The 24863-nt window shown below is 60.2% G+C and carries 17 protein-coding genes and 3 pseudogenes; 11 read left to right on the top strand and 9 right to left on the bottom strand.

Annotated elements, in window-relative coordinates:
• The first annotated feature begins 170 nt into the window (after nucleotides 1–170).
• Together arcD and AB4N74_RS17020 are read left to right on the top strand one after the other, a co-directional pair.
• Nucleotides 171–1598: an arginine-ornithine antiporter gene (gene arcD / locus AB4N74_RS17025; RefSeq protein ID WP_460096691.1), complete on the top strand. Its 1428-nt coding sequence runs from the start codon at nucleotides 171–173 to the stop codon at nucleotides 1596–1598.
• Nucleotides 1595–2458: a DNA-3-methyladenine glycosylase family protein gene (locus AB4N74_RS17020; protein ID WP_460096690.1), complete on the top strand. Its 864-nt coding sequence runs from the start codon at nucleotides 1595–1597 to the stop codon at nucleotides 2456–2458. Before arcD ends, AB4N74_RS17020 begins: the two co-directional genes overlap by 4 nt.
• A 209-nt stretch (nucleotides 2459–2667) precedes the next feature.
• Here AB4N74_RS17020 and AB4N74_RS17015 read toward each other — a convergent pair whose 3' ends face one another.
• The 9 genes and pseudogenes from AB4N74_RS17015 to gap all read right to left on the bottom strand — a co-directional run bounded on the left by AB4N74_RS17015 (nucleotide 2668) and on the right by gap (nucleotide 13340).
• On the bottom strand, nucleotides 2668–4017 hold the full coding sequence (locus AB4N74_RS17015) for a CoA transferase (protein WP_460096689.1): 1350 nt from the start codon (nucleotides 4015–4017) through the stop codon (nucleotides 2668–2670).
• 191 nt (nucleotides 4018–4208) lie between these two features.
• Nucleotides 4209–4736: pseudogene (locus tag AB4N74_RS17010) on the bottom strand (methyl-accepting chemotaxis protein); the annotation flags it as partial.
• A gap of 378 nt (nucleotides 4737–5114) precedes the next feature.
• A pseudogene (locus AB4N74_RS17005) lies at nucleotides 5115–6074 on the bottom strand (methyl-accepting chemotaxis protein); the annotation flags it as partial.
• Between the two features lie 463 nt (nucleotides 6075–6537).
• Nucleotides 6538–6948: a YbaN family protein gene (locus tag AB4N74_RS17000; protein ID WP_064119128.1), complete on the bottom strand. Its 411-nt coding sequence runs from the start codon at nucleotides 6946–6948 to the stop codon at nucleotides 6538–6540.
• 165 nt (nucleotides 6949–7113) lie between these two features.
• Nucleotides 7114–7710 carry a biliverdin-producing heme oxygenase gene (locus tag AB4N74_RS16995; RefSeq protein WP_460096688.1) on the bottom strand — a complete coding sequence of 199 codons (597 nt, stop codon included), beginning with the start codon at nucleotides 7708–7710 and terminating at the stop codon, nucleotides 7114–7116.
• 111 nt (nucleotides 7711–7821) lie between these two features.
• On the bottom strand, nucleotides 7822–10407 hold the full coding sequence (locus AB4N74_RS16990; protein ID WP_460096687.1) for a TonB-dependent receptor: 2586 nt from the start codon (nucleotides 10405–10407) through the stop codon (nucleotides 7822–7824).
• A gap of 122 nt (nucleotides 10408–10529) precedes the next feature.
• The gene (locus AB4N74_RS16985; RefSeq protein ID WP_093430468.1) at nucleotides 10530–11495 is read right to left on the bottom strand and encodes a FecR family protein; all 966 of its coding nucleotides are present in this window, start codon (nucleotides 11493–11495) and stop codon (nucleotides 10530–10532) included.
• A 125-nt stretch (nucleotides 11496–11620) separates the two neighbouring features.
• On the bottom strand, nucleotides 11621–12139 hold the full coding sequence (locus AB4N74_RS16980) for an RNA polymerase sigma factor (RefSeq protein WP_093430467.1): 519 nt from the start codon (nucleotides 12137–12139) through the stop codon (nucleotides 11621–11623).
• Between the two features lie 199 nt (nucleotides 12140–12338).
• A complete protein-coding gene (gap, locus tag AB4N74_RS16975; protein ID WP_077574258.1) occupies nucleotides 12339–13340 on the bottom strand; it encodes a type I glyceraldehyde-3-phosphate dehydrogenase in 1002 nt (333 codons plus the stop codon).
• Nucleotides 13341–13560: 220 nt separating this feature from the next.
• Here gap and edd point away from each other — a divergent pair, with 220 nt between their 5' ends.
• The 9 genes and pseudogenes from edd to AB4N74_RS16930 all read left to right on the top strand — a co-directional run bounded on the left by edd (nucleotide 13561) and on the right by AB4N74_RS16930 (nucleotide 24795).
• The gene (gene edd / locus AB4N74_RS16970) at nucleotides 13561–15387 is read left to right on the top strand and encodes a phosphogluconate dehydratase (RefSeq protein ID WP_093430466.1); all 1827 of its coding nucleotides are present in this window, start codon (nucleotides 13561–13563) and stop codon (nucleotides 15385–15387) included.
• Nucleotides 15384–16343 (top strand): glucokinase, encoded by a 960-nt coding sequence (locus AB4N74_RS16965; RefSeq protein ID WP_099756995.1) that lies wholly within the window; start codon nucleotides 15384–15386, stop codon nucleotides 16341–16343. The genes edd and AB4N74_RS16965 overlap by 4 nt, the downstream gene beginning before the upstream one ends.
• Nucleotides 16344–16522: 179 nt before the next feature.
• Nucleotides 16523–17254 carry a response regulator gene (locus AB4N74_RS16960; RefSeq protein ID WP_003227460.1) on the top strand — a complete coding sequence of 244 codons (732 nt, stop codon included), beginning with the start codon at nucleotides 16523–16525 and terminating at the stop codon, nucleotides 17252–17254.
• Nucleotides 17244–18713: an ATP-binding protein gene (locus tag AB4N74_RS16955; protein WP_093430464.1), complete on the top strand. Its 1470-nt coding sequence runs from the start codon at nucleotides 17244–17246 to the stop codon at nucleotides 18711–18713. Before AB4N74_RS16960 ends, AB4N74_RS16955 begins: the two co-directional genes overlap by 11 nt.
• 323 nt (nucleotides 18714–19036) lie before the next feature.
• Complete coding sequence (locus AB4N74_RS16950; RefSeq protein ID WP_460092002.1) at nucleotides 19037–20296, top strand: D-mannose isomerase; 1260 nt, start codon at nucleotides 19037–19039, stop codon at nucleotides 20294–20296.
• Between the two features lie 130 nt (nucleotides 20297–20426).
• Nucleotides 20427–21728: an ABC transporter substrate-binding protein gene (locus AB4N74_RS16945; protein ID WP_016983700.1), complete on the top strand. Its 1302-nt coding sequence runs from the start codon at nucleotides 20427–20429 to the stop codon at nucleotides 21726–21728.
• 156 nt (nucleotides 21729–21884) lie between these two features.
• Nucleotides 21885–22793 (top strand): carbohydrate ABC transporter permease, encoded by a 909-nt coding sequence (locus tag AB4N74_RS16940; RefSeq protein WP_007917874.1) that lies wholly within the window; start codon nucleotides 21885–21887, stop codon nucleotides 22791–22793.
• A pseudogene (locus AB4N74_RS16935) lies at nucleotides 22786–23628 on the top strand (carbohydrate ABC transporter permease); the annotation flags it as partial. The gene AB4N74_RS16940 and the pseudogene AB4N74_RS16935, both read left to right, overlap by 8 nt.
• A 6-nt stretch (nucleotides 23629–23634) precedes the next feature.
• On the top strand, nucleotides 23635–24795 hold the full coding sequence (locus tag AB4N74_RS16930; RefSeq protein ID WP_038369188.1) for an ABC transporter ATP-binding protein: 1161 nt from the start codon (nucleotides 23635–23637) through the stop codon (nucleotides 24793–24795).
• The last annotated feature ends 68 nt before the right edge of the window (nucleotides 24796–24863 follow it).

Raw genomic sequence — 24863 nt, 5'->3', positions numbered from 1 at the left:
TTATCGGGATCAGCGCACAAAACCGACTTAGCGTGCTAGGGCGTTAGCGTCATCGGCTATATATAAATGGGCGTTAATTGGCGTTACTTGATAAACGTCATCTACCTTTATCCGTTTAGTTAATCGTCTTTAAAACCAAATTCTCACCACACATTCAAAGGGAAACTGAAATGTCGCAACCGACGCAAAACCTGCGATTAGGCGCGTTGATCGCCCTGGTGGTGGGTTCGATGATTGGCGGGGGGATTTTCTCGCTGCCGCAGAACATGGCGGCGCGCGCCGATGCCGGGGCGATTCTGATCGGTTGGGGGATCACGGCCATCGGCATGTTGACCCTGGCGTTCGTCTTTCAGACCCTGGCCAATCGCAAGCCGGAACTGGATTCCGGCGTATACGCCTACGCCAAGGCCGGCTTTGGCGACTACATGGGTTTCTCATCAGCCTGGGGTTACTGGATCAGTGCGTGGCTGGGCAACGTCGGTTATTTCGTGCTGCTGTTCAGCACCCTCGGTTACTTCTTTCCGGTGTTTGGCCAAGGCAATACGCCGATCGCTATTGGCTGCGCGTCGGTGCTGCTGTGGGCCGTGCATTTTTTGGTGATGCGCGGGATCAAGGAGGCGGCGTTGATCAATCAGCTGACCACGGTGGCCAAGGTTGTACCGCTGATCATGTTCATCGTTATTGCCGCAGTCGCGTTCAAGGCTGACATTTTTACCCGCGACATCTGGGGCACCAGCAACCCGAATTTCGGCGGGGTAATGGATCAGGTGCGCAATATGATGCTGGTCACCGTGTTTGTGTTCATCGGTATCGAAGGTGCCAGTGTGTACTCGGCGCGGGCGGAGAAACGCAGCGACGTCGGCCGCGCCACGGTGATCGGTTTTATCGGCGTGCTGGCGCTGCTGGTGCTGGTCAACGTGCTGTCGCTGGGGATCATGAGCCAGCCGGAATTGGCCAATCTGCAGAACCCGTCGCTGGCGGCGGTGCTCGAGCACATCGTCGGGCCGTGGGGTGCGTTGCTGATCAGCATTGGCCTGGCGATTTCACTGCTCGGCGCGTTGTTGTCGTGGGCGCTGCTGTGTGCGGAGATTCTCTTCGCCACGGCGAAGGACAAAACCATGCCGGCGTTCCTGAAAAAGGAAAACAAGAATCACGTCCCGGTCAATGCGTTGTGGCTGACCAACGTGATGATCCAGATCTTCCTGTTGATCACGCTGTTTTCGGCGGGCACTTACACCAGTCTGATTTATCTGGCGTCGTCGATGATTCTGGTGCCGTACTTGTGGTCGGCGGCGTACGCGGTTCTGCTCAGCGGGCGCGGCGAAACCTACGAACATGCTTCGGCCGAGCGCACCAAGGACCTGCTGATCGGCGGCATCGCCCTGGGTTATGCGGTGTGGTTGTTGTACGCCGGTGGGGTGAAGTATTTACTGCTGTCGGCGCTGTTGTATGCGCCAGGGGTGATTTTGTTTGCCAAGGCCAAGCGTGAGGCGGGCGAGCCGTTGTTCACTCATGTCGAGAAAGGCATTTTCACCTGCGTGGTCATCGGCGCGGGGCTGGCGGCGTATGGGTTGTACAGCGGTGTGTTGTCGTTGTGAGGTTGTCGCTTGCGTATGCACCGCCGTATGACTGGGAGGCGATGTTGGGGTTTCTCGCGGCACGGGCGGTGGTCGGGATGGAGACCGTGGCCGATGGTGTGTATTCACGCAGCATCGTTTTGAACGGGCTTCATGGCACGGTTTCAATTTGGCCTGAGGCAGGGAATGCCTTGGCCGTTGAGCTGGATTTTCCTGATCCGTTGGTGGTGCCCGAGATCGTTGTCAGGTTGCGGCGGATGTTTGATCTGGATGCGGATCTGGCGGTGATGCATGCGCATCTGGCGAATGATCCGTTGCTGGCTCGGTTGATTGCCGAGCGGCCGGGATTACGGATTCCCGGGGCGTGGGATGGCTTGGAACTGGCCTTTCGCGCGGTGCTCGGGCAGCAGATTACCGTGGTTGCGGCGATTCGCCTGGCGGGGAAACTGGTTGCGCAATATGGCGCGCCGCTGGATTCGGGCGTGCCGGGGCTGACTCACGTGTTTCCCGAGGCGGGCGTGTTGGCGGCGGCAGATCTGGCGGCGCTGGGCATGCCGAAAAGTCGCGGGCGGACGCTGTCGGGTGTGGCGCAGGCGTTGCTCGATGAGCCTTCATTGTTTGAACCTAATCGCGAGGGTGGCGTGGCGCGGTTGATGGCGTTGCACGGGATTGGCGAGTGGACGGCGCAGTACATTGCGTTGCGGCAGTTGCGCGATCTGGATGGGTTTCCGACCGGAGATGTCGGGTTGTTGCGAGCGTTGGAGGTACTGGAAGGAGAGCGGCCGCCAGCGCGGGAATTGTCGTTACGGGCCGAGGCCTGGCGGCCTTATCGAGGGTATGCGGCGCAGCTTTTGTGGACATCTTTGAGCCGGGCAGATTGATACATCATCGCTCGGCTTGAAATTGCAGCCCTCACCCCAGCCCTCTCCCGGAGGGAGAGTGGGCCGACCGAGGTGTATTGCGCTATACATCGACCTGCAAGACCGAGTCGATTATGGATTCAGCGCCAATCGATCAAGTCGATGAATCTCTTCAATATCCCCCAATCGGTCCCCTCTCCCTCTGGGAGAGGGTTAGGGTGAGGGGCTTTTTAAGTCCACTGTGGTCGATGAGAACCCAGTTCTGTAGCCGGCAACGCCCACTGAATCGGCGTGCCGCTGATCCTCACCGGTACCTGCAAGCGATGCGCCGGGCCCCACGGGGTCTGTTCCAGAAATGAGCCCTGATCCCGCTCATCTTCCGCCCGCAATACCTCACTCGTACCCGGCCCAGATTCAATCAACAATTTCGCCGTCCGCGCCAGCGACAACCGCGCCGAGCCGCCGCGACCCGTGTTCAAACGCTCGGTCAACAGGCGGAGCGCACTCGCCGCCAGCAAATACCCGGTCGCATGATCCAGCGCCTGCACCGGCAACGGCGTCGGTTTGTCTGCCTGCTGCCAGCGCTGCCCGGCCTCGGCGATGCCGCTGCTCATCTGCACCAGACTGTCGAAACCTCGACGGTTCTGCCACGGGCCGCTCCAGCCGTATGCGTTGAGGCCGGCGTCGATCAGGCCCGGCGCGAGCTGGCGACGGCGCTCAAAGCCGAAACCAAGATTCTCCAGCGCATCGGCGCGGTAACCGTGCAGCAGAATGTCAGCGTCTTTCAACAATCCTTCGAACACCGCACGATCAACCGGATCATGCAAGTTCAACCGCGCGCAGCGTTTGCCGAGGGTCATTTCCGGAACAACACCGGGCTCATTCCAGGTCGGGGAATCGATGCGCAACACGTTGGCGCCAAGGCCTGCGAGAAAACGGCTGGCGGAGGGGCCGGCGAGCACGCGTGTCAGATCCAGCACCTTGATTCCCGCCAACGGTTGCGCCACCGAGCCTTGCCACGCTGGGTTGTTCTCATCCGACGAATCCAGGAAATGCACCAACGGTTCGGCATTCACCGCCAGCCCCTGCGGATGCGTCTGCCACTGCGTCCAACTGCGCATCTCGGCCGCGCAGCCCTTGGCCTCGACGACCGCTTGCTCCAGATCCGTACTCGCCCATTGCGCGACTTTGGCAGCCATCGCTCCACGGTCGGCGCAGGCACCAAGCACGCGTTCAGCGGCGGCGCGGTGATGCGGGGCATTGGTGTGCAGACGGATCCAGCCGTCGCGGGTCTGATAGTCGCCAGCGACGGGATCCCACAGTGGCGGGACTTGCCAGCCGATGGGACGGATTGATGTGGCGAACCAGAACGAGGCCAATCGACGATCGACTTCAACGGCAGGTCGCTGACCGGTCTGCTGCCGGAGCAATTCGCTGACGGCCTGACCGGCCGCGGCGATGCTCGCGCAGGCCAGGTCGGTGACGGCGAATGCCGAGGGCAGGGCGCCGCTGCTGGTGAACGGAACCGGCGTGTGCGACAAGCCGAGTGCGGCTTGAATGGACGTGAGTAAATCAGTCATCGAAGGCCTCCGGAGCGAGAGGGCGATGATAGTGCAAAACAATCTCGAGTCAGATGAAAACGCCAGCGGGTGAACACTCACCACTGTGGGAGCGAGCTTGCTCGCGAAGAGGTCATCACATTCAACATCATCATTGAATGGCAGACCGCATTCGCGAGCAAGCTCGCTCCCACAGGGTTCAACGGTGTGGCTTAGACGCGGAACTGATCCATCAACTTCATCTGCTGACTGGCCAGGGCATTGAGCTGACTGCTGATCGCCGCCGACTCAGTGGCTTGTCCGGTCAGCGTCTCGGTGACGGTGCGAATCGCCGAGACATTGCGATTGACCTCTTCGGCCACCGCACTTTGCTGCTCGGCCGCACTGGCAATCTGCAGGTTCATGTCACTGATCACCGTCACCGCGTCGCTGATCTTGCCCAGTGCATCGACCGCCTGACGAATCTGCCCGGCGTTGTTGTGCGCCTGGGTCTGGCTCGAATGCATGGTCGCGACCACGCCACGCGTTCCCGTCTGAATGCGCTCGATCACGATGCGAATTTCTTCCACCGAATCCTGCGTACGTTTGGCCAGGTTGCGCACCTCGTCGGCAACCACCGCGAAACCACGACCGCTCTCACCGGCACGGGCCGCTTCGATCGCTGCGTTGAGGGCGAGCAGGTTGGTCTGTTCGGCGATGCTGCGGATCACTTCCAGCACCGAGCCGATCTGCTCGCTGTTGACTGCTAACGCTTCAACTTCGGTCACGGCTTTGCTGACTTCGTCGGCCAGTTGATTGATGTCGCGGGTGCTGCGCTCAATGATCGACATGCCGTCCTTGGCCGACTGGTCGGCACCTTTCGCGGCATTGGCCGCGTTGGAGGCGCTGTTGGCGACGTCGTGGGCGGTGGCGCTCATTTCGTTGGAGGCGGTGGCGACCTGGTCGATCTCGCGGAATTGCACCTGCATGCCTTCGCTGGTCTGCCGGGCGATTTCTGAAGACTGGTCGGCGGTGCCGCGTGCTTCGGTGATGCTCTGTTTGATCTGTGCGATGGTCGGTTGCAGCTTGTCGAGGAAGCGGTTGAACCAGTTCACCAGTTCGCCCAGCTCATCCTGCTTGCTGTAGTTCAGGCGTTGGGTCAGATCGCCCTCGCCGCTGGCGATGTTCTTCAGCATCTCGGCAACGCTATTGATCGGCCGGGTGACGCCGGACGCGGTCAGCCAGATCAGCAGCAGACCGACCAGACCGGCGACCACGGCAACCAGCAGCGCAGTGATCACACCGGTTTCCTGAGCATCATCGAGCACTGCTTGCAGCTTGACCGAGTCAGCCAGCAGCACTTGTTTCGGCAGGTCGATGACCACGCCCCAGGCGCGCGAGTTGCCAATCGGATCGACTGGGTAAATGGCGCGAATCAAATCACCTTGTTCAAGAATCTTCGGTGTGCCGCTGCTGACCAGTTGCAGCAGGTCCTTGCCGTCGGCGCCGAGGGTGTCGCTGATTTTTTTACCGACCTTGGTGGCGTCGGAACTGTCGGCAGCGAGCACGCCGCTGCCGGAGACGATCAGCATGTGCCCGGCGTTGTTGAACAGGCTGCGCTGGGAATCCACGGCCGCCGCTTGCAGGGCGTCGAGGGCGATGTCGACACCGACCACGCCGATGGCTTTGCCGTCGATGATCAACGGCACAGAAATGGTCGTCATGAGCATTTCCTTGCCACCGACAGTGTCGGCATACGGATCGAGCAGGCAGGTGCGCTTGTTGTCGCGAGGGCAGGTGTACCAACTGTTGTAGGGCGTGCCACTGACGCTGAGGGTGGTTTTGGTCAGGTCTTCTTCGACCATGATCGTGTTCAGCGAGGCACCGGCGGCGCGACTCCAGTAAGTCGCGAAACGCCCGGCTTCGTTGGATTGGCGGGCGGCGTCGTTGACAAACTCGCTGTCCTTGCCGTCGAGGCCGTTGGGTTCAAAGGCGAGCCAGATGCCGAGCACTTTGTCGTTGCGTTCAAAAGCGGTTTTCAGGCTCAGGTTCAACTCTTCGCGCAAGGCGCCGGCGTCCAGCGAACGCTTGGCGGCCATGACACGCATGTCCTTGATCTGATCCGCTACGGCAGTGATCACCGTCAGGCTTTCGCCGAAGGTTTTCTGCACCCGCACCGCTTGTTCGGCGGCTTTGGCTTGCAACAGATTCTGCACACTGGCGGTGAGCAACTGGTTACTGGAGTTGCTGACCAGTTCGTCGTTCTGATTGGTCTGGTAAATGTTCATGCCGACGATCAGCGCGACCACACCGAGCAGGCACAGGCCGGAGAGCAGGACGATTTTCAGGCGAATGGACAGAGAGTCGAACATGGGGCGATCTCGCGAATGAATAAACGGGTGGCATTCGGGCAGGAGCTACCCGGTTCGCCAAATCCATTCAGCGCCATTCAATGCTCATCGGCGCGGGAGCAGAGGGCATGAGTCGCGTGCCGACGAACGGTCAGCGCTAAACGTTTGCGCAGGGGAAAGTGCTGAAAAGGGGATTAATTACAGGGATGTTTCAGTGTGAAGACGGGTCAGTGCAGACCCGAATGGATTCCGGGCGCGACCAGATCCACAGATTGCCCAGGCTCATTCCGGCAATCGCCAGATAAACCGGCCAGCCGTGATCGAGCATCACCAGCATCAACGTGGCGCACAGCAACATGCTTACCGTGGCGCTGACCTTGGCCTTGCGCGCGATGATCTTGCCGTTGCGCCAGTTGCTGAGGATCGGCCCGAACAGCCGGTGGTTTTCCAGCCAGGCACTCAGGCGCGGCGAGCTGCGGGTTGCGGCCCAGGCGGCGAGAAGGATGAACTCGGTGGTCGGCAGGCCGGGCACGACAATGGCGATCAGGCCGATGCCGAGGCTGACGTAGGCCAAGAGGCCGAACAGCACGCGGGCGAGTTTCGAGGAGGCGGGTTGCGGCATGGGCTACGCGGTGGCTTCTGAAGCGGAAGGGAGATCTTACAGGTTGTCGCAGTTCCCCTGTAGGAGTGAGCCTGCTCGCGATAGCGGTGTATCAGTCGACATTCATATTGAATGACATGACGCCATCGCGAGCAGGCTCACTCCTACAGGGGGATGTGTGTTGCTTCAGGCCATTTCGGCTTCGGTGGCGTAAGCCTGTTCCAGCAACACGGTGAAGCGGTTGAACGCGTCGATCGCGCCTTGTTCGACTTCGGCTTCTTCTTCGGCAGTGAACTGCAGCGAGTCGAGGGTACGCACAAAGCTTTTCCAGCCTTCCGCACGGCCACCTTCAGGCTCGCCGAGGTGACGGGCGCCAAAGGTTTCGCTCAGCTCCAGCGCCACAGCGCGTTTGATCAGGAACGCCGCGCCGAGCTTCGAGCCTTCGGAAACGAAAATCCAGCCCAGTGCACGAGCCTTGCTTGGGTTTTTTACGGCGCCCGCGACCGGCGCCGGCACTTCGGTGTCGAGGTCGGCGAGGTCAACCTTGGCCGCTTCGGCGCGGCAACGGGCCGGCAGATCCGGGACGATTGCGGTCAGTTCGGCGTCGTTGTAGAGGTCGACCAGTTCCGATTGAAAGAGGTACTGCGCGACGACAAAACGGGCGAAGTTGGCGCGGGTCTCGAACGGCGCGTGTGCCTTCACCAATGCATCGAGTTTGCTGTGCGGTTCATTGGTGATCTGGTTCAAGCGTTGCGAACGCAGGGCTTTTTCCGAAGTGGTCATGACATGTCCTTGATAAAAGAGGCGCTTGATAACGAGACGAACAAGACGCTGTGCAAGCGTAAAAAAACCTCACGGCGCGGTGCCTGAACACGCGCCGTGAGGTTCGCCGGATCAGATGTCCCAGATCAGATTGATCGCGAAGTTGCGGCCCGGTTGGGTCAGTCGATCAAGGTTGGCCGGCTGTGTCACCGAAGCTTCGCCGACGCTGTCGTAACCGCGCACGTCATCCCACAGCCAGTATTTCTTGTCGGTCAGGTTGTAGATGCCGCCGCTGACGGTGACGTCGTCGGTGACTTTGTAATAACCGGCCAGATCAAGAATGCCGAAGCCCGGGGTTTTGAATTGGCTGCTGATGCCATCCGGCGACTTGAAGTTGCTGTCGTCGACGCGATCCTTTTTCTTCACCACGGTCCAGCTCAGCAGGCCGCCGTAGTTGTCCTGGTCGTAACCCAGACCGAACACGCCGGTCAGCGGGTTGACGCTGTTGATCGGCTCGCCGTTGTCGTTGTTGCGACCGTAGGCGTAGGCAATCGAGCCTTGGGTATACAGGCCTTGCGGTGCGCCGAACGCATCCAGATTCAGACGACCTTTGACTTCCGCACCTTTGATGGTGGCGTGCTTGATGTTGGCCGACTGGAAGGTCAGCTCGTTGCGTCCCGGGGTCACAGCGTCTTCGTTGATGAAGTCGCGATACTTGTTATAGAACACCGCCACGTCGAACGAGCCGTGTTCGAAGTTGCCGCGCAGACCGGTTTCATAGCTTTTGCTTTTTTCCGGTTCGAGGTCCGGGTTCGGCGCCACGCTGTAGCCGGTGGTGGTGTTTTCGAAGCGACCGTACAGGGCTTTCGCGGTTGGGGTGCGGAAGCCTTCGGCGTACTGACCGTACCAGGTGTAATTCTCGGACAGGGCGTAGGTCAGGCCGAATTTCGGCGAGACTTTGTGCCAGGTCTTGTTGTCGTCGCTGACTGTGCCTTGGCCATCCGCTGCGACGGTGTTAAGGAATTCCTGGGTGATGTGCGGCTTGAGCTGCGTGTAGTCGTAGCGCAGGCCCGGCAGGAAGGTCCAGTTGTTCCAGCTGATCTGATCCTGAGCGAACACGCTGTAGGTGTTGATGGTCGGGTCCGGGAAGTCGGTGGCCTTGGCCAACACGTCAGCGGTGCTGGTCGCACCGATGGCGGTGCAGCCACGACCGACGGCCAGGCAGGTGCCGTCGCCGCTGCGCGAGCCAGTGACTTTCTGTTGCTTGAGAGTGGTGCCGTAAGTCAGCACGTGATCGGTGTCGCCGATGGCGAACGCCTTGTCCAGTTGGGCATCGAAGACCCATTGTTTCTCTTCGTAAATGGTGTCGCGAGTACGCAGCACCTTACGGGTGATCGGGTAGTAGAACTCGGTGGTGCTCTGGTCGGTCTTGGCGATCTGGTGGTTGAGGCTCCACTTCACGTTGTCGACCAGCAGGCTGTCGAGGGCGAACGAGTGCTCGATGCCGAAACGCTCACGGGTGATGGTGTCGTTACCGGTGCGCCACTGGTACATGCCGCCGGGCAGCACGCTGTTCGGAATGGTCGGGGCGCCGTTGAAGTACGGGCCGCCGTAGGCACTTTTCTGATCGGTGTCGCGATCATCCTTGTACTTTTCGTAGGTCAGGCCCAGACGCGAATCGTCGTTGTAGTTCCAGCCGATCTTGGCCAGCACGTTGTAGGCGTTGACGTCTTCCGGGTTGGCGGCGGTGCGTTCCAGACCGGTGCCGTTGTTGCTGCCGTAGGAATCGGTCTCGTGACCGTCGCGCTGGCTGTAGTGCAGCAAGCCGTCGAACTGGTCGGCACGGCCGGCGACGGTGGCGGACTTCAGCCAGCTGTCATCGGCGGAGCTGTAACCGCTTTTCAGGCGCGCACCGACGTCTTTGCCCGGCTTGATGATGTCGTCGGCATCAAGGGTGTAGTAGCTGACGGCGCCGCCGATGGCGTTGCTGCCGTACAGCACCGAGGCCGGGCCACGGAGAATTTCCACGCGCTTGACGATTTCCGGGTCAACGTAATTGCGCTGGGTCTTGGCATACGGGCCGTTGAAAAAACCATCCGGGACTTCGACGCCATCCACCTGAGTCAGGATGCGGTCGCCGTCGATGCCGCGAATGTTATAGCCGCTGATACCGCCACGCTGACCGGCGCCGCCGACGGAAACACCCGGTTCGTAGCGGACCAGATCCTTGATGGTGTTGACGTTGTTGCGGTCCAGATCCTGACGGGTCTGCACGGTGACGGTGGCCGGCACACTGTTGACCGACTGCTCCTGACGGGTGGCGCTGATGGTCACCTGATCGAGATTGAGCGTGCCGCTGGCGTTGCGCTTTTCCAGCACGACATTGTTGTTGCTGATTTTGCGGAAGCTCAGGTTGGTCCCCACCAACAGACGCTCGAGGGCTTTTTCCGGTGGCAGCGAGCCACGCACGCCCGGTGACGACACGCCCTGACCCAATTCTGCCGGCAAGCCAACCTGCCAACCGGTCACGGCGGTGAAGGCATTGAGCGCCGACACCAGCGGCTGCTGGCCGATGGCGAACGAGTAATCGCCCATGTTGCGCGACGGTTGTTCGGTCGCAGCCATCAGCGGCGCAGCACCGGCCATCAGGATGGCAGCGGTCAGCAGCGACAGCACGCGGGAAGGGGAGGAGGTCTGGCGGGTAAGGCGTGAGGACATCGATAGCGCTCCGTGTCGCACGAATCTTTATAGGGGCTGATTGGCTTCGCGTGTTGCGAATCAATTGCATTGGCTATAACGAGACGTACTGACGTTGGTTATCGAGTAAAAATAATTCTCATTTAGTTCAGGATGACCAAGGCGGGGAATTCTTTCAGTTGCGCCGAGGTGATGTGCGCGAGGGAACGGACCACGTCGAGCGGCTGGTCGAGTCGGTAATTGCCGGTTACGGCGACGTCGGCCAACTGCTCGTTGGTGTTGATGATCCAGCCCGGATAGTAGCGGCGCAATTCGGCCAGCACCTGATTCAGCGGGCAGTTCTCGAACACCAAGCGACCCTGCACCCACGCCAGATCGGTGTTGGCGTCGAGTTTGGCCGGACGGTCGAAACCGTTGGGGCCGATGCGAATACTCTCACCCGCCGTCAGACGTACGCGGGCGTCGTTATGCGTCGCCTGCAGATCGACATCGCCGCGCTGCACGTTGACCTGCGCCACGCCATCGAGATAACGCACCGCGAACGCAGTATCGCGCACGCTGGCGCGGACCGGGCCGGCATCGATTTCCAGCGGTTGACTGCGGCCGCTGGCAATCTCGAAAAACGCCTCGCCCTGAAACAACCGGGCAACGCGCTGCTGATCGTTGATGGTGCTGGAGAATGCCGAATTGGTGTTGAGCAGAACTTTCGAGCCGTCCTCCAGTTGCAGACGCTGACGCTCGCCAACCACCGTGAGGTGATCGGCCTGAAGGCGCATCGGCAAATTGCTGAAACTGAACAAACCGAGGATCAGCACGGCGGCAGTGGCCAGTGGTTTCCAGTGCGGACGCAGACGCTTGAGAAAAGTGACCTTCGCAGGTTTGGCCGCCAGGCTTTGCGCGCATTGGGCGACTTGCGGGCCATCCCAGATCGCCTGGGCCTTGGCGAACGCTTCGGCATTCAACGGATCGGCCGCCAGCCAGGCATGAAATTGCCGGGTCTGCTCCTCGTCCGGGCTGCCGAGCACGATGAGCCAGTCCAAAGCCTGGTCCATTGCGTTGGCAGCGTCCTGCACCGAATCCGGCGAAGGCGAGCGGTGGGTGTCCGTCACGGTGTTTCCTCGGCAGTGTCTGCGCACGGCTGTTTTTTTAAGTGAAGCGTAAAAGTCGGGCAAGGGTAACAAAGCCCGATGATCCGTGCAGGCGATCCTGGCACTTACAGAAAAGGCCTACGACCTCAGTCGCCATTCAGACGCTCGGCGACGCCGATACAAATGCTCATGATCAGCTTCAGTTCTTTTTGCACGGTGCTGAGGGAAACATTCAGCTCATCGGCGATTTCCTGATAACTGTTTCCGTGCAAACGGCTGAGGATGAAAATCTGTTGCTGGCGGGGGCTGAGTTGACTGAGGCTCACGTTCAGGCGCTCCAGCATCTGTTCGGCGTGGGCGGCGTCTTCGGCGCTGCTGGCAGGGGCGGCGACGCTGTGCACGACATCCTGCGGCACATCATCGACCATGGTTCGCGAATGGATCTTGCGCGCACGCAAGTGATCCAGCGCCAGATTGCGTGCGGTCTGGAAGACAAAAGGTTCGAGGTGATCGATGGCCCGCTCGCTCAACGCCCGCGTCACACGCAGGTAGGTCTCCTGCAACAGGTCTTCAGCGGTGCTGTGATTGTTGACCATCCGTTCCAGCGTACGCAGCAAGGATGTGCGCTGGGTGAGGAAAACGTGGTTGAAGCGCGATTGACTCACGGGAGGACCTGATCGATTTCAAGCGAATGATAATGCTTATCATCTAGTTGAATGGTCAAGTGTTGATTTCAAATTGAAATCGAAACCCTGTGGGAGCGAGCTTGCTCGCGAAGGCTTAGTGTCAGCCAATTCAACTAGCGACTGACCCACCGCTTTCGCGAGCAAGCTCGCTCCCACAGGGATAGGGGATTACTTGGGATTATTCGGCGTTACACAACGCCAGGCAGTTATCCAGCATGCGATTGGAGAAGCCCCACTCGTTGTCATACCACGCCAATACCTTCAGCAGTTTGCCGCTGGACTTGGTGTGGTTGGCGTCGAAGATCGACGACAGCGGATTGTGGTTGAAGTCGCTGGAAACCAGCGGCAACGTGTTGTAACCCAATATCTTCGAATGCTGGCTCGCAGCCTTGAGCAGCGCGTTGACTTCCTCGGCGCTGGCTTCTTTTTTCAACTGCACGGTCAAATCCACCAGCGACACATTGATCACCGGCACCCGCACGGCCATGCCGGTCAATTTGCCCGCCAGTTCCGGCAGCACCAGGCCCACTGCTTCAGCAGCGCCGGTCTTGCTCGGGATCATGTTCTGCGTGGCCGAGCGCGCGCGGTACGGGTCGGTGTGATAGACGTCAGTGAGGTTCTGATCGTTGGTGTAGGCGTGAATGGTGGTCATCAGACCGCTTTCGATCCCCAGCTCGCGGTGCAGCACTTGCGCCACTGGCGCCAGGCAGTTGGTGGTGCACGAAGCGTTGGAGATGATCTGGTGCGACTGGCGCAGAATGTCGTGGTTCACACCATATACAACCGTGGCGTCGGCACCTTTGGCCGGCGCCGAGATGATCACTTTGCGCGCGCCGGCAGTAATATGCGCGGCCGCTTTGGCGCGATCGGTAAAGAGACCGGTGCATTCGAACACCACATCAATCTTTTCCGCCGCCCATGGCAATTCGGCCGGGTTGCGAATCGCGCTGACCGCAATGCGGTCGCCGTTGACGGTCAGACTTTCGTTGTCATGCTCGACCTGAGCGTCGAACGTGCCGTGAACGGTGTCGTATTTGAGCAGATGAGCATTGATCGAGCTGTCGCCCAGATCATTGATGGCGACGATCTGCAGATCCTGTCGATAGCCTTGGGTATACAGTGCGCGCAGGACATTACGGCCGATGCGGCCAAAACCATTGATTGCGATTCGAAGAGTCATGGAACAGCGCCGCCGTCGTTTTGTTGTTGGAATTACAAGATTATTCGCATAAAAATAGAAAACAAGCCTTTTTAGTGGCAATATTTTGTTTTATCTACAACGAGTGACCTGAATCAACTGGTCCGAATGGTCAAAAAAGCCGTCTGTCATTCCAACAACAACGGCGTTTGATCAGCATAGACAATCAGGTCGCCACATCCGTTAGCCTGGAGTTCTACACATGCATCCCCGCGTCCTTGAGGTCACCGAACGGCTTATCGCCCGCAGCCGCGCCACGCGTCAGGCTTACCTTGCACTGATTCGCGGCGCCGCCACCGACGGGCCGATGCGCGGCAAGCTGCAATGCGCCAACTTCGCCCACGGCGTGGCCGGTTGCGGCAGCGAAGACAAGCACAGCCTGCGGATGATGAACTCGGCGAACATCGCCATTGTTTCTTCGTATAACGACATGCTCTCGGCGCACCAGCCGTACGAAGTGTTCCCGGAACAAATCAAGAATGCCCTGCGCGAAATCGGCTCGGTCGGCCAGTTCGCGGGCGGTACGCCGGCGATGTGCGACGGCGTGACCCAAGGCGAGCCGGGCATGGAACTGAGCCTGCCGAGCCGCGAAGTCATTGCCATGTCGACTGCCGTGGCGCTCTCGCACAACATGTTCGATGGTGCGCTGATGCTCGGCATCTGCGACAAGATCGTGCCGGGCCTGATGATGGGGTCGCTGCGTTTCGGTCACCTGCCGACGATTTTCGTCCCGGGCGGGCCGATGGTCTCGGGGATTTCCAACAAGGAAAAAGCCGACGTCCGTCAGAAGTACGCCGAAGGCAAAGCCACCCGCGAAGAGCTGCTGGAATCGGAGATGAAGTCCTACCACAGCCCGGGTACCTGCACCTTCTACGGCACCGCCAACACCAACCAGTTGCTGATGGAAGTCATGGGCCTGCACTTGCCGGGCGCCTCGTTCGTCAACCCGAACACGCCGCTGCGTGATGCGCTGACCCGCGAAGCCGCGCACCAAGTCACGCGTCTGACCAAACAAAATGGCAACTTCATGCCGATCGGTGAAATCGTCGACGAGAAGTCGCTGGTCAACTCGATTGTTGCGCTGCACGCCACCGGCGGCTCGACCAACCACACCCTGCACATGCCGGCCATCGCCATGGCGGCGGGCATTCAACTGACCTGGCAGGACATGGCCGACCTCTCCGAAGTCGTGCCGACCCTGAGCCACGTTTACCCGAACGGCAAAGCCGACATCAACCACTTCCAGGCAGCGGGCGGCATGTCGTTCCTGATCCGCGAACTGCTCGGCGCCGGCCTGCTGCACGAAGACGTCAACACCGTACTCGGCCACGGCTTGAGCCAGTACACCAAAGAGCCGTTCCTCGATAACGGCCAGTTGGTATGGCGCGAAGGCCCGACGGACAGCCTCGACGAAAACATCCTGCGTCCAGTGGCGCGTGCGTTCTCGGCGGAGGGTGGTCTGCGCGTGATGGAGGGCAACCTCGGTCGCGGTGTGATGAAGGTTTCTGCGGTCGCGTTGGAAAATCAGATCGTCGAAGCGCCAGCCATGGTGTTCCAGGATCAGCAGGACTTGGCCGATGCATTCAAGGCCGGTTTGCTGGAGAAGGATTTTGTCGCCGTGATGCGCTTCCAGGGCCCGCGTTCCAATGGCATGCCGGAACTGCACAAGATGACGCCGTTCCTCGGCGTGCTGCAGGATCGCGGCTTCAAAGTCGCGCTGGTGACCGACGGGCGGATGTCCGGTGCCTCGGGGAAAATCCCCGCAGCGATTCACGTCAGCCCGGAAGCTTATGTCGGTGGCGCTTTGGCGCGCGTGCAAGAGGGCGATATCATCCGCGTCGATGGCGTCAAAGGCACCTTGGAACTGAAGGTCGACGCCGCCGAATTTGCAGCGCGCGAACCCGCCAAAGGCCTGTTGGGCAACAACATCGGCAGCGGTCGCGAACTGTTTGGCTTCATGCGCATGGCCTTCAGCTCGGCGGAGCAGGGCGCCAGCGCCTTCACTTCTGCCCTGGAGACGCTTAATTGAAACTGGCTTTGGTCGGTGATATCGGAGGCACCAACGCGCGGTTTGCGTTGTGGAAAAACCAGCAACTGGAATCGGTTCAGGTGCTGGCCACGGCCGACCATGCCAGCCCGGAAGAGGCAATCAGCCTCTATCTGAGCGGGCTCGGTCTGGCGCCTGGTTCGATCGGTTCGGTGTGCTTGTCCGTGGCAGGTCCGGTCAGTGGTGATGAATTCAAATTCACCAACAATCACTGGCGCTTGAGTCGCACAGCGTTCTGCAAAACCTTGCAGGTCGAGCAGTTGTTGCTGGTCAACGACTTCTCGGCGATGGCGCTGGGCATGACCCGTTTGCAGCCCGGCGAATTCCGCGTGGTCTGCGAGGGCACGCCGGAGCCGTTGCGCCCGGCGGTGGTGATCGGCCCGGGCACTGGCCTTGGCGTCGGCACCTTGCTCGATCTTGGCGAGGGCCGTTTCGCGGCGTTGCCGGGCGAGGGCGGGCATGTTGATCTGCCGTTGAGCAGTCCGCGTGAAACGCAGCTGTGGCAGCACATCCACAACGAAATCGGCCATGTCAGCGCGGAAACTGCGTTGAGCGGCGGTGGATTGCCACGGGTTTACCGGGCGATCTGTGCGGTGGATGGGCACGAGCCAACGCTTGATACGCCGGAAGCGATCACGGCGGCCGGTCTGGCGGGTGATCCGATTGCCCTGGAAGTGCTCGAGCAGTTCTGCTGCTGGCTCGGCCGTGTGGCCGGCAACAACGTGCTGACCACGGGCGCACGTGGCGGGGTGTATATCGTCGGCGGGGTGATTCCCCGGTTTGCCGATTTCTTCCTCGAAAGCGGTTTTGCCCGCAGCTTTGCTGACAAAGGCTGCATGAGCGATTACTTCAAAGGCATCCCGGTGTGGCTGGTGACAGCGCCGTATTCCGGACTGATGGGCGCGGGTGTGGCCCTCGAGCAATCCATCCCTGTCTGAAATGCAATCAAACTGTAGGAGTGAGCCTGCTCGCGATAGCGGTATATCAGTCAACCAATGTGTTGAATGCAAGACCTCTATCGCGAGCAGGCTCACTCCTACAGTTGTTTTGTGGTGTTTGTAAAATCAGTGCTTAAGGCATAATCCGCCCCAATTCCAACAACAAGGATGCCTTCGAAGTGAGCTCAGTCAACAAGTCGATATTGTTGGTCGATGACGACCAGGAAATACGCGAGTTGCTGGAAACCTACCTGACCCGCGCCGGGTTTCAGGTACGGGCCACCGCCGACGGTGCCAGTTTCCGTCAGGCCCTCAACGAGGCGCCGAGCGATCTGGTGATCCTCGATGTCATGCTGCCCGACGAAGACGGCTTCAGCCTGTGCCGTTGGGTGCGTCAGCATCCGCGTCAGGCGCAGGTGCCGATCATCATGCTCACCGCCAGTTCCGACGAAGCCGACCGCGTGATCGGTCTGGAACTCGGCGCCGACGACTACCTTGGCAAACCCTTCAGCCCCCGCGAACTGCAAGCCCGCATCAAGGCGTTGCTGCGGCGTGCGCAATTTGGACAGGAGCGCAGTGGCAGCGACGTGCTGGCCTTTGACGAGTGGCGGCTGGACATGGTCAGCCATCGCCTGTTTCACACCGATGGCGAAGAAGTAATTCTCTCCGGTGCCGACTTCGCCCTGCTGAAACTGTTCCTCGATCACCCGCAGGAAATCCTCGACCGCGACACCATCGGCAACGCCACCCGTGGTCGCGATTTGATGCCGCTCGATCGCATCGTCGACATGGCCGTCAGCCGTTTGCGCCAACGCCTGCGCGACACGGAAAAACCGCCACGGCTGATTCGTACCGTGCGCGGCAGTGGCTACCAACTGGCAGCCAACGTGGTTGCCGGCAATGGCCACTGAGTCGCTGCGCAAATTCGCCGCCAAAGTGCCGATGCCGCGCTCGCTGCTCGGGCGGATGTTGCTGCTGACGTTGCTCGCGGTGCTGTTCGCGCAGACCTTGTCGAGCGTGATCTGGGTCTCGCAACTGCGCGCTACGCAGCTCGAAGGCCTGGTCACCAGCGCCCGCAGCCTCGCCCATTCGATGACCGCCAGCGTCAGTTACTTCCGCTCGTTGCCGGTGGCTTATCGGCCATTGGTGCTCGATCAATTGCGCAGCATGGGCGGCACGCGATTCGTGGTGACGCTCAACGATAAGCCGTTGGGCATGGACGTGCTGCCGGTGACGCCGCGTAAAGCGGCGGTGATGAAAGCGGTCGACGAAGTGCTGCGTCAGACGCTCGGTAATGACACGGATATTTCGGTGACCTTTGTCAGCCCCGAAGATCTGCGGATTTTCAACGCCGGGCTGAAGCTTGATGAGCTGCCGCGCTCTTGGGCGCATTACGCGTTGACTCTGGAACCGGTGAACCCACCCGTGCTGGTCACGCAGATTCAAATGGCCCCGGGCGAATGGCTGTACATCGCCTCGCTGTTGCCGGAGCCGTACACCAGTCTTGAAGAGCAAGGCCTGCCGTCGCAGCAGGTGTGGTTCATCGTCCTCACCAGCGGATTCCTGCTGCTGTTTATCGGCCTGCTGGTGCATTGGCAGAGCCGGCCGCTCAAGCGTCTGGCGCGGGCGGCGCGGGATTTGTCGCTGGGTGCCGACGTCGAGCCAGTGGCCGAGGGCGGCGGCAGTGAAGTGGTGGAAGTGGGGCGCGCGTTCAACACCATGCGCGAGCGCATCAGCCGTTACCTGACCGAGCGCAGCCAGTTGTTCAGCGCGATCTCCCATGACCTGCGCACGCCGATTACCCGATTGCGCTTGCGCGTCGAATTGCTTGAAGACGAACAGCTGCAGGCCAAGTTCGGCCGTGATCTGGATGAGTTGGAACTGCTGGTCAAAGGCGCGCTGCAATGTGTGAAGGACACCGACATCCACGAGAACATCGAGCCGGTGGACTTGAACCACGTGCTCGACTGTCTGGTGGAGCCGTATCTGGCGCCGCACGGCAATGGCCGCGTGACGCAGCAGGGCAAGGCGCTGGCGGCTTATCCGGGCAAACCGCTGGCGTTGAAGCGCTGCATCGGTAATCTGATCGACAATGCGTTGAAGTACGGGCAAAACGCGCATTTGCACATCGACGACGATGAGCGCGCGTTTGTTCTGCACGTCGACGATGAAGGGCCGGGTGTTCCGGAGCAGCGGCTGGAGCAAGTGTTCGAACCGCACTTCCGTCTGGCGGGGCAGCAGCAGGGTTATGGCTTGGGGTTGGGCATCGCGCGCAATATTGCCCACAGCCATGGTGGGGAAGTGACGCTGCAGAATCTGCGTGAGGGTGGGTTGCGGGTGACCCTGCAATTGCCGCGTTCGGCGGATTGAGTCAAAGGCTTTCCCTCACCCTAGCCCTCTCCCTAGCCCTCTCCCAGGGGGAGAGGGGACCGATCGCGTTGTTCATTCGAATTGCGCCGACCTGATGCATTGAGTCGATTATGGATTCGGTACAGCTCTTTCAGGTCGGCGCAACTCTTCAGCATTCTGCGATCGGCCCCCTCTCCCTACGGGCGGTCCGACGTTTCGGGAGGGCTGGGGTGAGGGTCGCTCTTTGTCACCGCTCAGTGACAAACCCCACCCCCTTCGTTACAAGACCTCCCCAGCCCGTTGTTTAGACTCCCCCGCAGTCATAACAACAAAAAAGGCCACCCATGGATCTCTTCCAACCCGGCTTCAGCAGTTGGCTGAACGCCCCTGCCCACCAGCAATGGCTCGCCGCCGAAGGCCTGCGCCTGCTGGATTTCGCCAAGGCATCGAAACTGCCTGAAGGCTTCGGCAACCTCGACGAACGCGGCCGTCTGCCAGCGAACGCACAAGCCGAAACCATGAACACCGCGCGCATGACCCACAGCTTCGCCATGGCCCACATTCAGGGCTTGCCGGGTTTTGCCGAACTAATCGATCACGGCATTGCTGCCTTGCGCGGGCCGTTGCGTGATGCCCTGCACGGTGGCTGGTTTGCGGTCGCCGAACACCGCGATGACAACACCGGCAAGAACGCCTATCTGCATGCCTTCGTTGCGCTTGCGGCCAGCTCTGCGGTGGTCGCACAACGTCCTGGCGCCCAGGCGTTGCTGGATGACGCCGTCGACATCATCGACACGTATTTCTGGAGCGAAGAAGAGGGCGCCATGCGCGAATTCTTCAATCGCGACTGGAGCGAAGAAGAAGCCTATCGCGGCGCCAACAGCAACATGCACGCGACCGAAGCGTTCCTTGCGCTGGCCGATGTCACTGAAGATCCGCGCTGGTTGATTCGCGCGCAACGCATCGTCGAACGCGTTATTCACGGGCACGCCGCCGCCAACGGTTACATGGTCATCGAGCACTTCGACCGCGACTGGCAGCCGCTACGCGAATACAACCACGACAATCCCGCCGACGGCTTCCGCCCTTACGGCACCACGCCGGGCCACGGTTTCGAATGGGCGCGGCTGCTGCTGCACCTCGAAGCGGCGCGGGTGCAAGCCGGCATGCTCACGCCCGGTTGGCTCGCCACCGATGCGCAAAAACTGTTCGAGAACAATTGCCGCAACGGTTGGGATGTCGATGGTCTGCCGGGCATCGTCTACACCCTCGACTGGGACAACAAAGCCGTCGTTCGCCATCGCCTGCATTGGACGCACGCCGAGGCCAGTGCCGCTGCCAGCGCCTTGCTCAAACGCACCGGCGATGCGCAATACGAAACCTGGTACCGGCTGTTCTGGGAATTCTGCGAAGTGAATTTCATCGACCGTTGCAACGGTAGCTGGCATCACGAACTCAACCCGCAAAACCTGCCAAGTGCCGATATCTGGCCGGGCAAACCCGATCTGTATCACGCCTGGCAAGCCGTGCTGATCCCTCGTCTACCCTTGTCACCGAGTATGGCAACGGCTCTGGCGCAGTTGTCCCAGAGCGTTGTCATGTGACCAATCATGTAACCATGTAGTGACATTCGCGCGTCCCTTCGTTACCTGCGAAGGGAAACGTCCTGTTTAAACTCCTGTGCAGCGCAAGCACCAGACTTGCATGCATAACAACAAGAAAGGTACATCTCAGATGAATGCGATTTCTCGCCTCGCTACTGTCATTTCTGTCGCCTCCCTGTTCCCGCTCGCAATTCTGCCTCTCAGTGTTTCCGCTGCCGAATCCAAAGGTTCGGTCGAAGTCGTGCACTGGTGGACGTCCGGTGGCGAAAAAGCTGCCGTTGATGTGCTCAAGGCCCAAGTCGAAAAAGACGGTTTCACCTGGAAAGACGGCGCTGTCGCCGGTGGTGGCGGTGCAACGGCCATGACCGTGCTGAAAAGCCGTGCCGTTGCCGGCAACCCGCCTGGCGTAGCCCAGATCAAAGGCCCGGACATCCAGGAATGGGCGTCGACCGGTCTGCTCGACACTGACGTGTTGAAAGACGTCGCCAAGTCGGAAAAGTGGGACAGCCTGCTCGACAAGAAAGTCTCCGATACTGTGAAGTACGACGGTGATTACGTGGCCGTGCCGGTGAATATTCACCGCGTGAACTGGCTGTGGATCAACCCGGAAGTGTTCAAGAAAGCCGGGATCACCAAGAACCCGACCACCCTCGAAGAATTCTACGCCGCTGGCGACAAGCTGAAGGCTGCGGGCTTCATTCCGCTGGCTCACGGCGGTCAGCCTTGGCAGGACAGCACCGTGTTCGAAGCCGTGGTGCTTTCGGTCATGGGTGTCGATGGTTACAAGAAAGCCCTGGTTGATCTGGACAACGCCGCGCTGACCGGCCCGGAAATGGTCAAGGCACTGACCGAGCTGAAGAAAGTCGCGACCTACATGGACGCCGATGGCAAAGGTCAGGACTGGAACCTGGAAGCGGCCAAGGTCATCAACGGCAAGGCCGGCATGCAGATCATGGGTGACTGGGCCAAGTCCGAATGGACCGCCGCCAAGAAAGTCGCCGGCAAGGATTACGAGTGCGTAGCCTTCCCGGGCACCGACAAGGCGTTCACCTACAACATCGACTCGCTGGCCGTGTTCAAGCAGAAGGACGCAGGCACTGCGGCCGGTCAGCAGGACATCGCCAAAGTCGTGCTGGGTGAAAACTTCCAGAAAGTCTTCAGCATCAACAAAGGCTCGATCCCGGTGCGCAACGACATGTTGAACAACATGGACAAGCTCGGTTTCGACTCCTGCGCACAGACTGCTGCCAAAGACTTCCTGGCGGACGCCAAGTCCGGCGGCCTGCAGCCAAGCATGGCGCACAACATGGCGACCACGCTGGCGGTGCAAGGCGCGTTCTTTGATGTGGTGACCAACTACATCAACGACCCGAAAGCCGACCCGGCCGACACCGCCAAGAAACTGGGCGCAGCGATCAAGTCGTCCAAATAAGCGTCGGTAGCGCAGGCTTCTCCTGTGGGAGCGAGCCTGCTCGCGAAGGCGTCGTGTCAGTTGCTCCATCCGTCGACTGACACACCGTTTTCGCGAGCAGGCTCGCTCCCACAAGGGATCTCACTGTAGTTTTTATTCCCTGTACTGGATTTCCCCATGAGTTCTGTTGCTGTGTTCAGCAAGGCCTCGCCGTTCGATGCATTGCAACGCTGGCTACCCAAACTGGTGCTGGCGCCGAGCATGTTCATCGTACTGGTGGGCTTCTATGGCTACATCCTGTGGACGTTCGTGCTGTCGTTCACCACCTCGACGTTCCTGCCCAACTACAAATGGGCCGGTCTGGCGCAATACGCGCGGTTGTTCGACAACGATCGCTGGTGGGTCGCGAGCAAGAACCTCGCAGTTTTCGGCGGCATGTTCATCGGCATCACCTTGGTGATTGGCGTGTTGCTGGCGGTGTTCCTCGACCAGCGCATCCGTCGCGAAGGCTTTATCCGCACCATTTACCTGTACCCGATGGCGCTCTCGATGATCGTTACCGGTACCGCCTGGAAATGGCTGCTCAACCCGGGCATGGGCCTGGACAAATTATTGCGTGACTGGGGCTGGGAAGGCTTCCGTCTGGACTGGCTGATCGACCCGGATCGCGTGGTTTACTGCCTGGTGATCGCCGCTGTCTGGCAAGCCTCGGGCTTCATCATGGCGATGTTCCTCGCCGGCCTGCGCGGCGTTGACCAATCGATTATCCGCGCTGCACAGATCGATGGCGCGAGCATGCCGACGATCTACTGGAAAGTGGTGCTGCCAAGCCTGCGTCCGGTGTTCTTCAGTGCAGTGATGATTCTGGCGCACATCGCGATCAAGAGCTTCGACCTGGTCGCGGCTATGACTGCCGGTGGTCCGGGTTATTCCTCTGACTTGCCGGCGATGTTCATGTATTCCTTCACCTTCAGTCGCGGCCAGATGGGCATGGGCTCGGCCAGTGCGATTCTGATGCTCGGCGCGATCCTCGCGATCATCGTGCCTTACCTGTATTCCGAGCTGAGGACCAAGCGCAATGACTAGTCTCGCTGCCAAACCTGCTATCAGCCTGAGTCGCATCGCGATCTACGCGGTGCTGATCCTCGCCGTACTGCTTTATCTGGTGCCGCTGGTGGTCATGTTGCTGACCAGCTTCAAGACCCCGGAAGACATCAGCACCGGCAACCTGCTGAGCTGGCCGACCGTGGTCAGCGGCATTGGCTGGGTCAAGGCCTGGGCCACGGTTGACGGTTACTTCTGGAATTCGATCAAGATCACCGTTCCGGCCGTAATCATCTCCACCGCCATCGGTGCATTGAACGGTTATGTACTGTCGTTCTGGCGCTTCCGTGGTTCGCAGTTGTTCTTCGGTCTGCTGTTGTTCGGCTGCTTCCTGCCGTTCCAGACCGTGCTGCTGCCGGCCTCGTTCACACTCGGCAAGATGGGCCTGGCGAGCACCACCACCGGTCTGGTGTTTATCCACGTGGTTTACGGTCTGGCGTTCACCACGCTGTTCTTCCGTAACTATTACGTGAGCATTCCGGATGCGCTGGTGAAAGCTGCACGCCTGGATGGCGCGGGGTTCTTCACGATTTTCCGCCGCATCATTCTGCCGATGTCGACGCCGATCATCATGGTCTGCCTGATCTGGCAGTTCACCCAGATCTGGAACGACTTCCTGTTCGGTGTGGTGTTCTCCAGCGGTGATTCGCAACCGATCACGGTGGCGCTGAACAACCTGGTCAACACCAGCACCGGCGCCAAGGAATACAACGTTGATATGGCAGCGGCGATGATCGCCGGCCTGCCGACCCTGCTGGTCTATGTGGTCGCAGGCAAGTATTTCGTGCGCGGGCTGACAGCCGGCGCAGTCAAGGGGGTAATCATGGCAACGCTCGAACTTCGCAACGTCAACAAGACCTACGGTGCCGGCCTGCCGGACACCCTGAAGAACATCGAACTGTCGATCAAGGACGGTGAATTCCTGATCCTCGTCGGCCCGTCGGGCTGCGGCAAGTCGACCCTGATGAACTGCATCGCCGGTCTGGAAACCATCACCGGCGGCGCGATCATGATCGGCGATCAGGACGTCAGCGGCATGAGCCCGAAGGATCGCGACATCGCCATGGTGTTCCAGTCCTACGCGCTGTACCCGACCATGAGCGTGCGCGAGAACATCGAATTCGGTCTGAAGATCCGCAAGATGCCGCAGTCGGCGATCGACGAAGAAGTCGCGCGCGTCGCCAAGCTGTTGCAGATCGAACACCTGCTGAACCGTAAGCCGGGTCAACTTTCCGGTGGTCAGCAACAGCGTGTAGCGATGGGCCGTGCCCTGGCGCGGCGACCGAAGATTTATCTGTTCGACGAACCACTGTCCAACCTCGACGCCAAGCTGCGCGTCGAGATGCGCACCGAAATGAAACTGATGCACCAGCGCCTGAAAACCACCACGGTCTACGTGACCCACGACCAGATCGAAGCAATGACCCTGGGCGACAAGGTAGCGGTGATGAAGGACGGCATCATTCAACAGTTCGGCACGCCAAAAGAGATCTATAACGACCCGGCCAACCTGTTCGTGGCGAGCTTCATCGGTTCGCCGCCGATGAACTTCATCCCGCTGCGTCTGCAGCGCAAGGACGGTCGTCTGCTGGCGCTGCTCGACAGCGGTCAGGCGCGTTGCGAGCTGCCGATGAGCATGCAGGACGCCGGGCTCGAAGATCGCGAAGTGATCCTCGGCCTGCGTCCTGAACAGATCGTTTTGGCGAACGGCGAGGGCAATGGCTTGCCGAGCATTCGCGCCGAAGTACAGGTGACCGAGCCGACCGGTCCGGACACCCTGGTGTTCGTCAACCTCAATGACACCAAAGTCTGCTGCCGTCTGGCGCCGGATGTGGCACCGCAGGTGGGCGAGAACCTGACGCTGCAATTCGATCCGTCGAAAGTGTTGTTGTTTGATGCCAACACCGGTGAGCGCCTCGGCACTGCCGGGCAACCACAGACCGATGCGCGGTCTGCGAACGTCGCCCAGTTCAAGGGGCGCTGAGGAACAGTGTAGGAGTGAGCCTGCTCGCGATGACGGTGTATCAGTCGACAGAGATGTTGAATGTAAAA

It is taken from the genome of Pseudomonas sp. H3_C08 (assembly GCF_054669455.1).
The sequence above is the reverse complement of the archived record's forward strand: the minus strand, read 5'-3'. Positions and strand labels throughout refer to the sequence as shown.

Bases quoted from the DNA above. Each gene is read 5' to 3' on its own strand.
- AB4N74_RS16955 (WP_093430464.1), top strand. From the start codon at position 17,244: ATGGCCACTGAGTCGCTGCGCAAATTCGCCGCCAAAGTGCCGATGCCG.
- AB4N74_RS17015 (WP_460096689.1), bottom strand. From the start codon at position 4,017: ATGACTGATTTACTCACGTCCATTCAAGCCGCACTCGGCTTGTCGCAC.
- AB4N74_RS16940 (WP_007917874.1), top strand. From the start codon at position 21,885: ATGAGTTCTGTTGCTGTGTTCAGCAAGGCCTCGCCGTTCGATGCATTG.
- AB4N74_RS17000 (WP_064119128.1), bottom strand. From the start codon at position 6,948: ATGCCGCAACCCGCCTCCTCGAAACTCGCCCGCGTGCTGTTCGGCCTC.
- AB4N74_RS16990 (WP_460096687.1), bottom strand. From the start codon at position 10,407: ATGTCCTCACGCCTTACCCGCCAGACCTCCTCCCCTTCCCGCGTGCTG.
- AB4N74_RS16945 (WP_016983700.1), top strand. From the start codon at position 20,427: ATGAATGCGATTTCTCGCCTCGCTACTGTCATTTCTGTCGCCTCCCTG.
- gap (WP_077574258.1), bottom strand. From the start codon at position 13,340: ATGACTCTTCGAATCGCAATCAATGGTTTTGGCCGCATCGGCCGTAAT.
- edd (WP_093430466.1), top strand. From the start codon at position 13,561: ATGCATCCCCGCGTCCTTGAGGTCACCGAACGGCTTATCGCCCGCAGC.
- arcD (WP_460096691.1), top strand. From the start codon at position 171: ATGTCGCAACCGACGCAAAACCTGCGATTAGGCGCGTTGATCGCCCTG.
- AB4N74_RS16950 (WP_460092002.1), top strand. From the start codon at position 19,037: ATGGATCTCTTCCAACCCGGCTTCAGCAGTTGGCTGAACGCCCCTGCC.
- AB4N74_RS16995 (WP_460096688.1), bottom strand. From the start codon at position 7,710: ATGACCACTTCGGAAAAAGCCCTGCGTTCGCAACGCTTGAACCAGATC.
- AB4N74_RS16930 (WP_038369188.1), top strand. From the start codon at position 23,635: ATGGCAACGCTCGAACTTCGCAACGTCAACAAGACCTACGGTGCCGGC.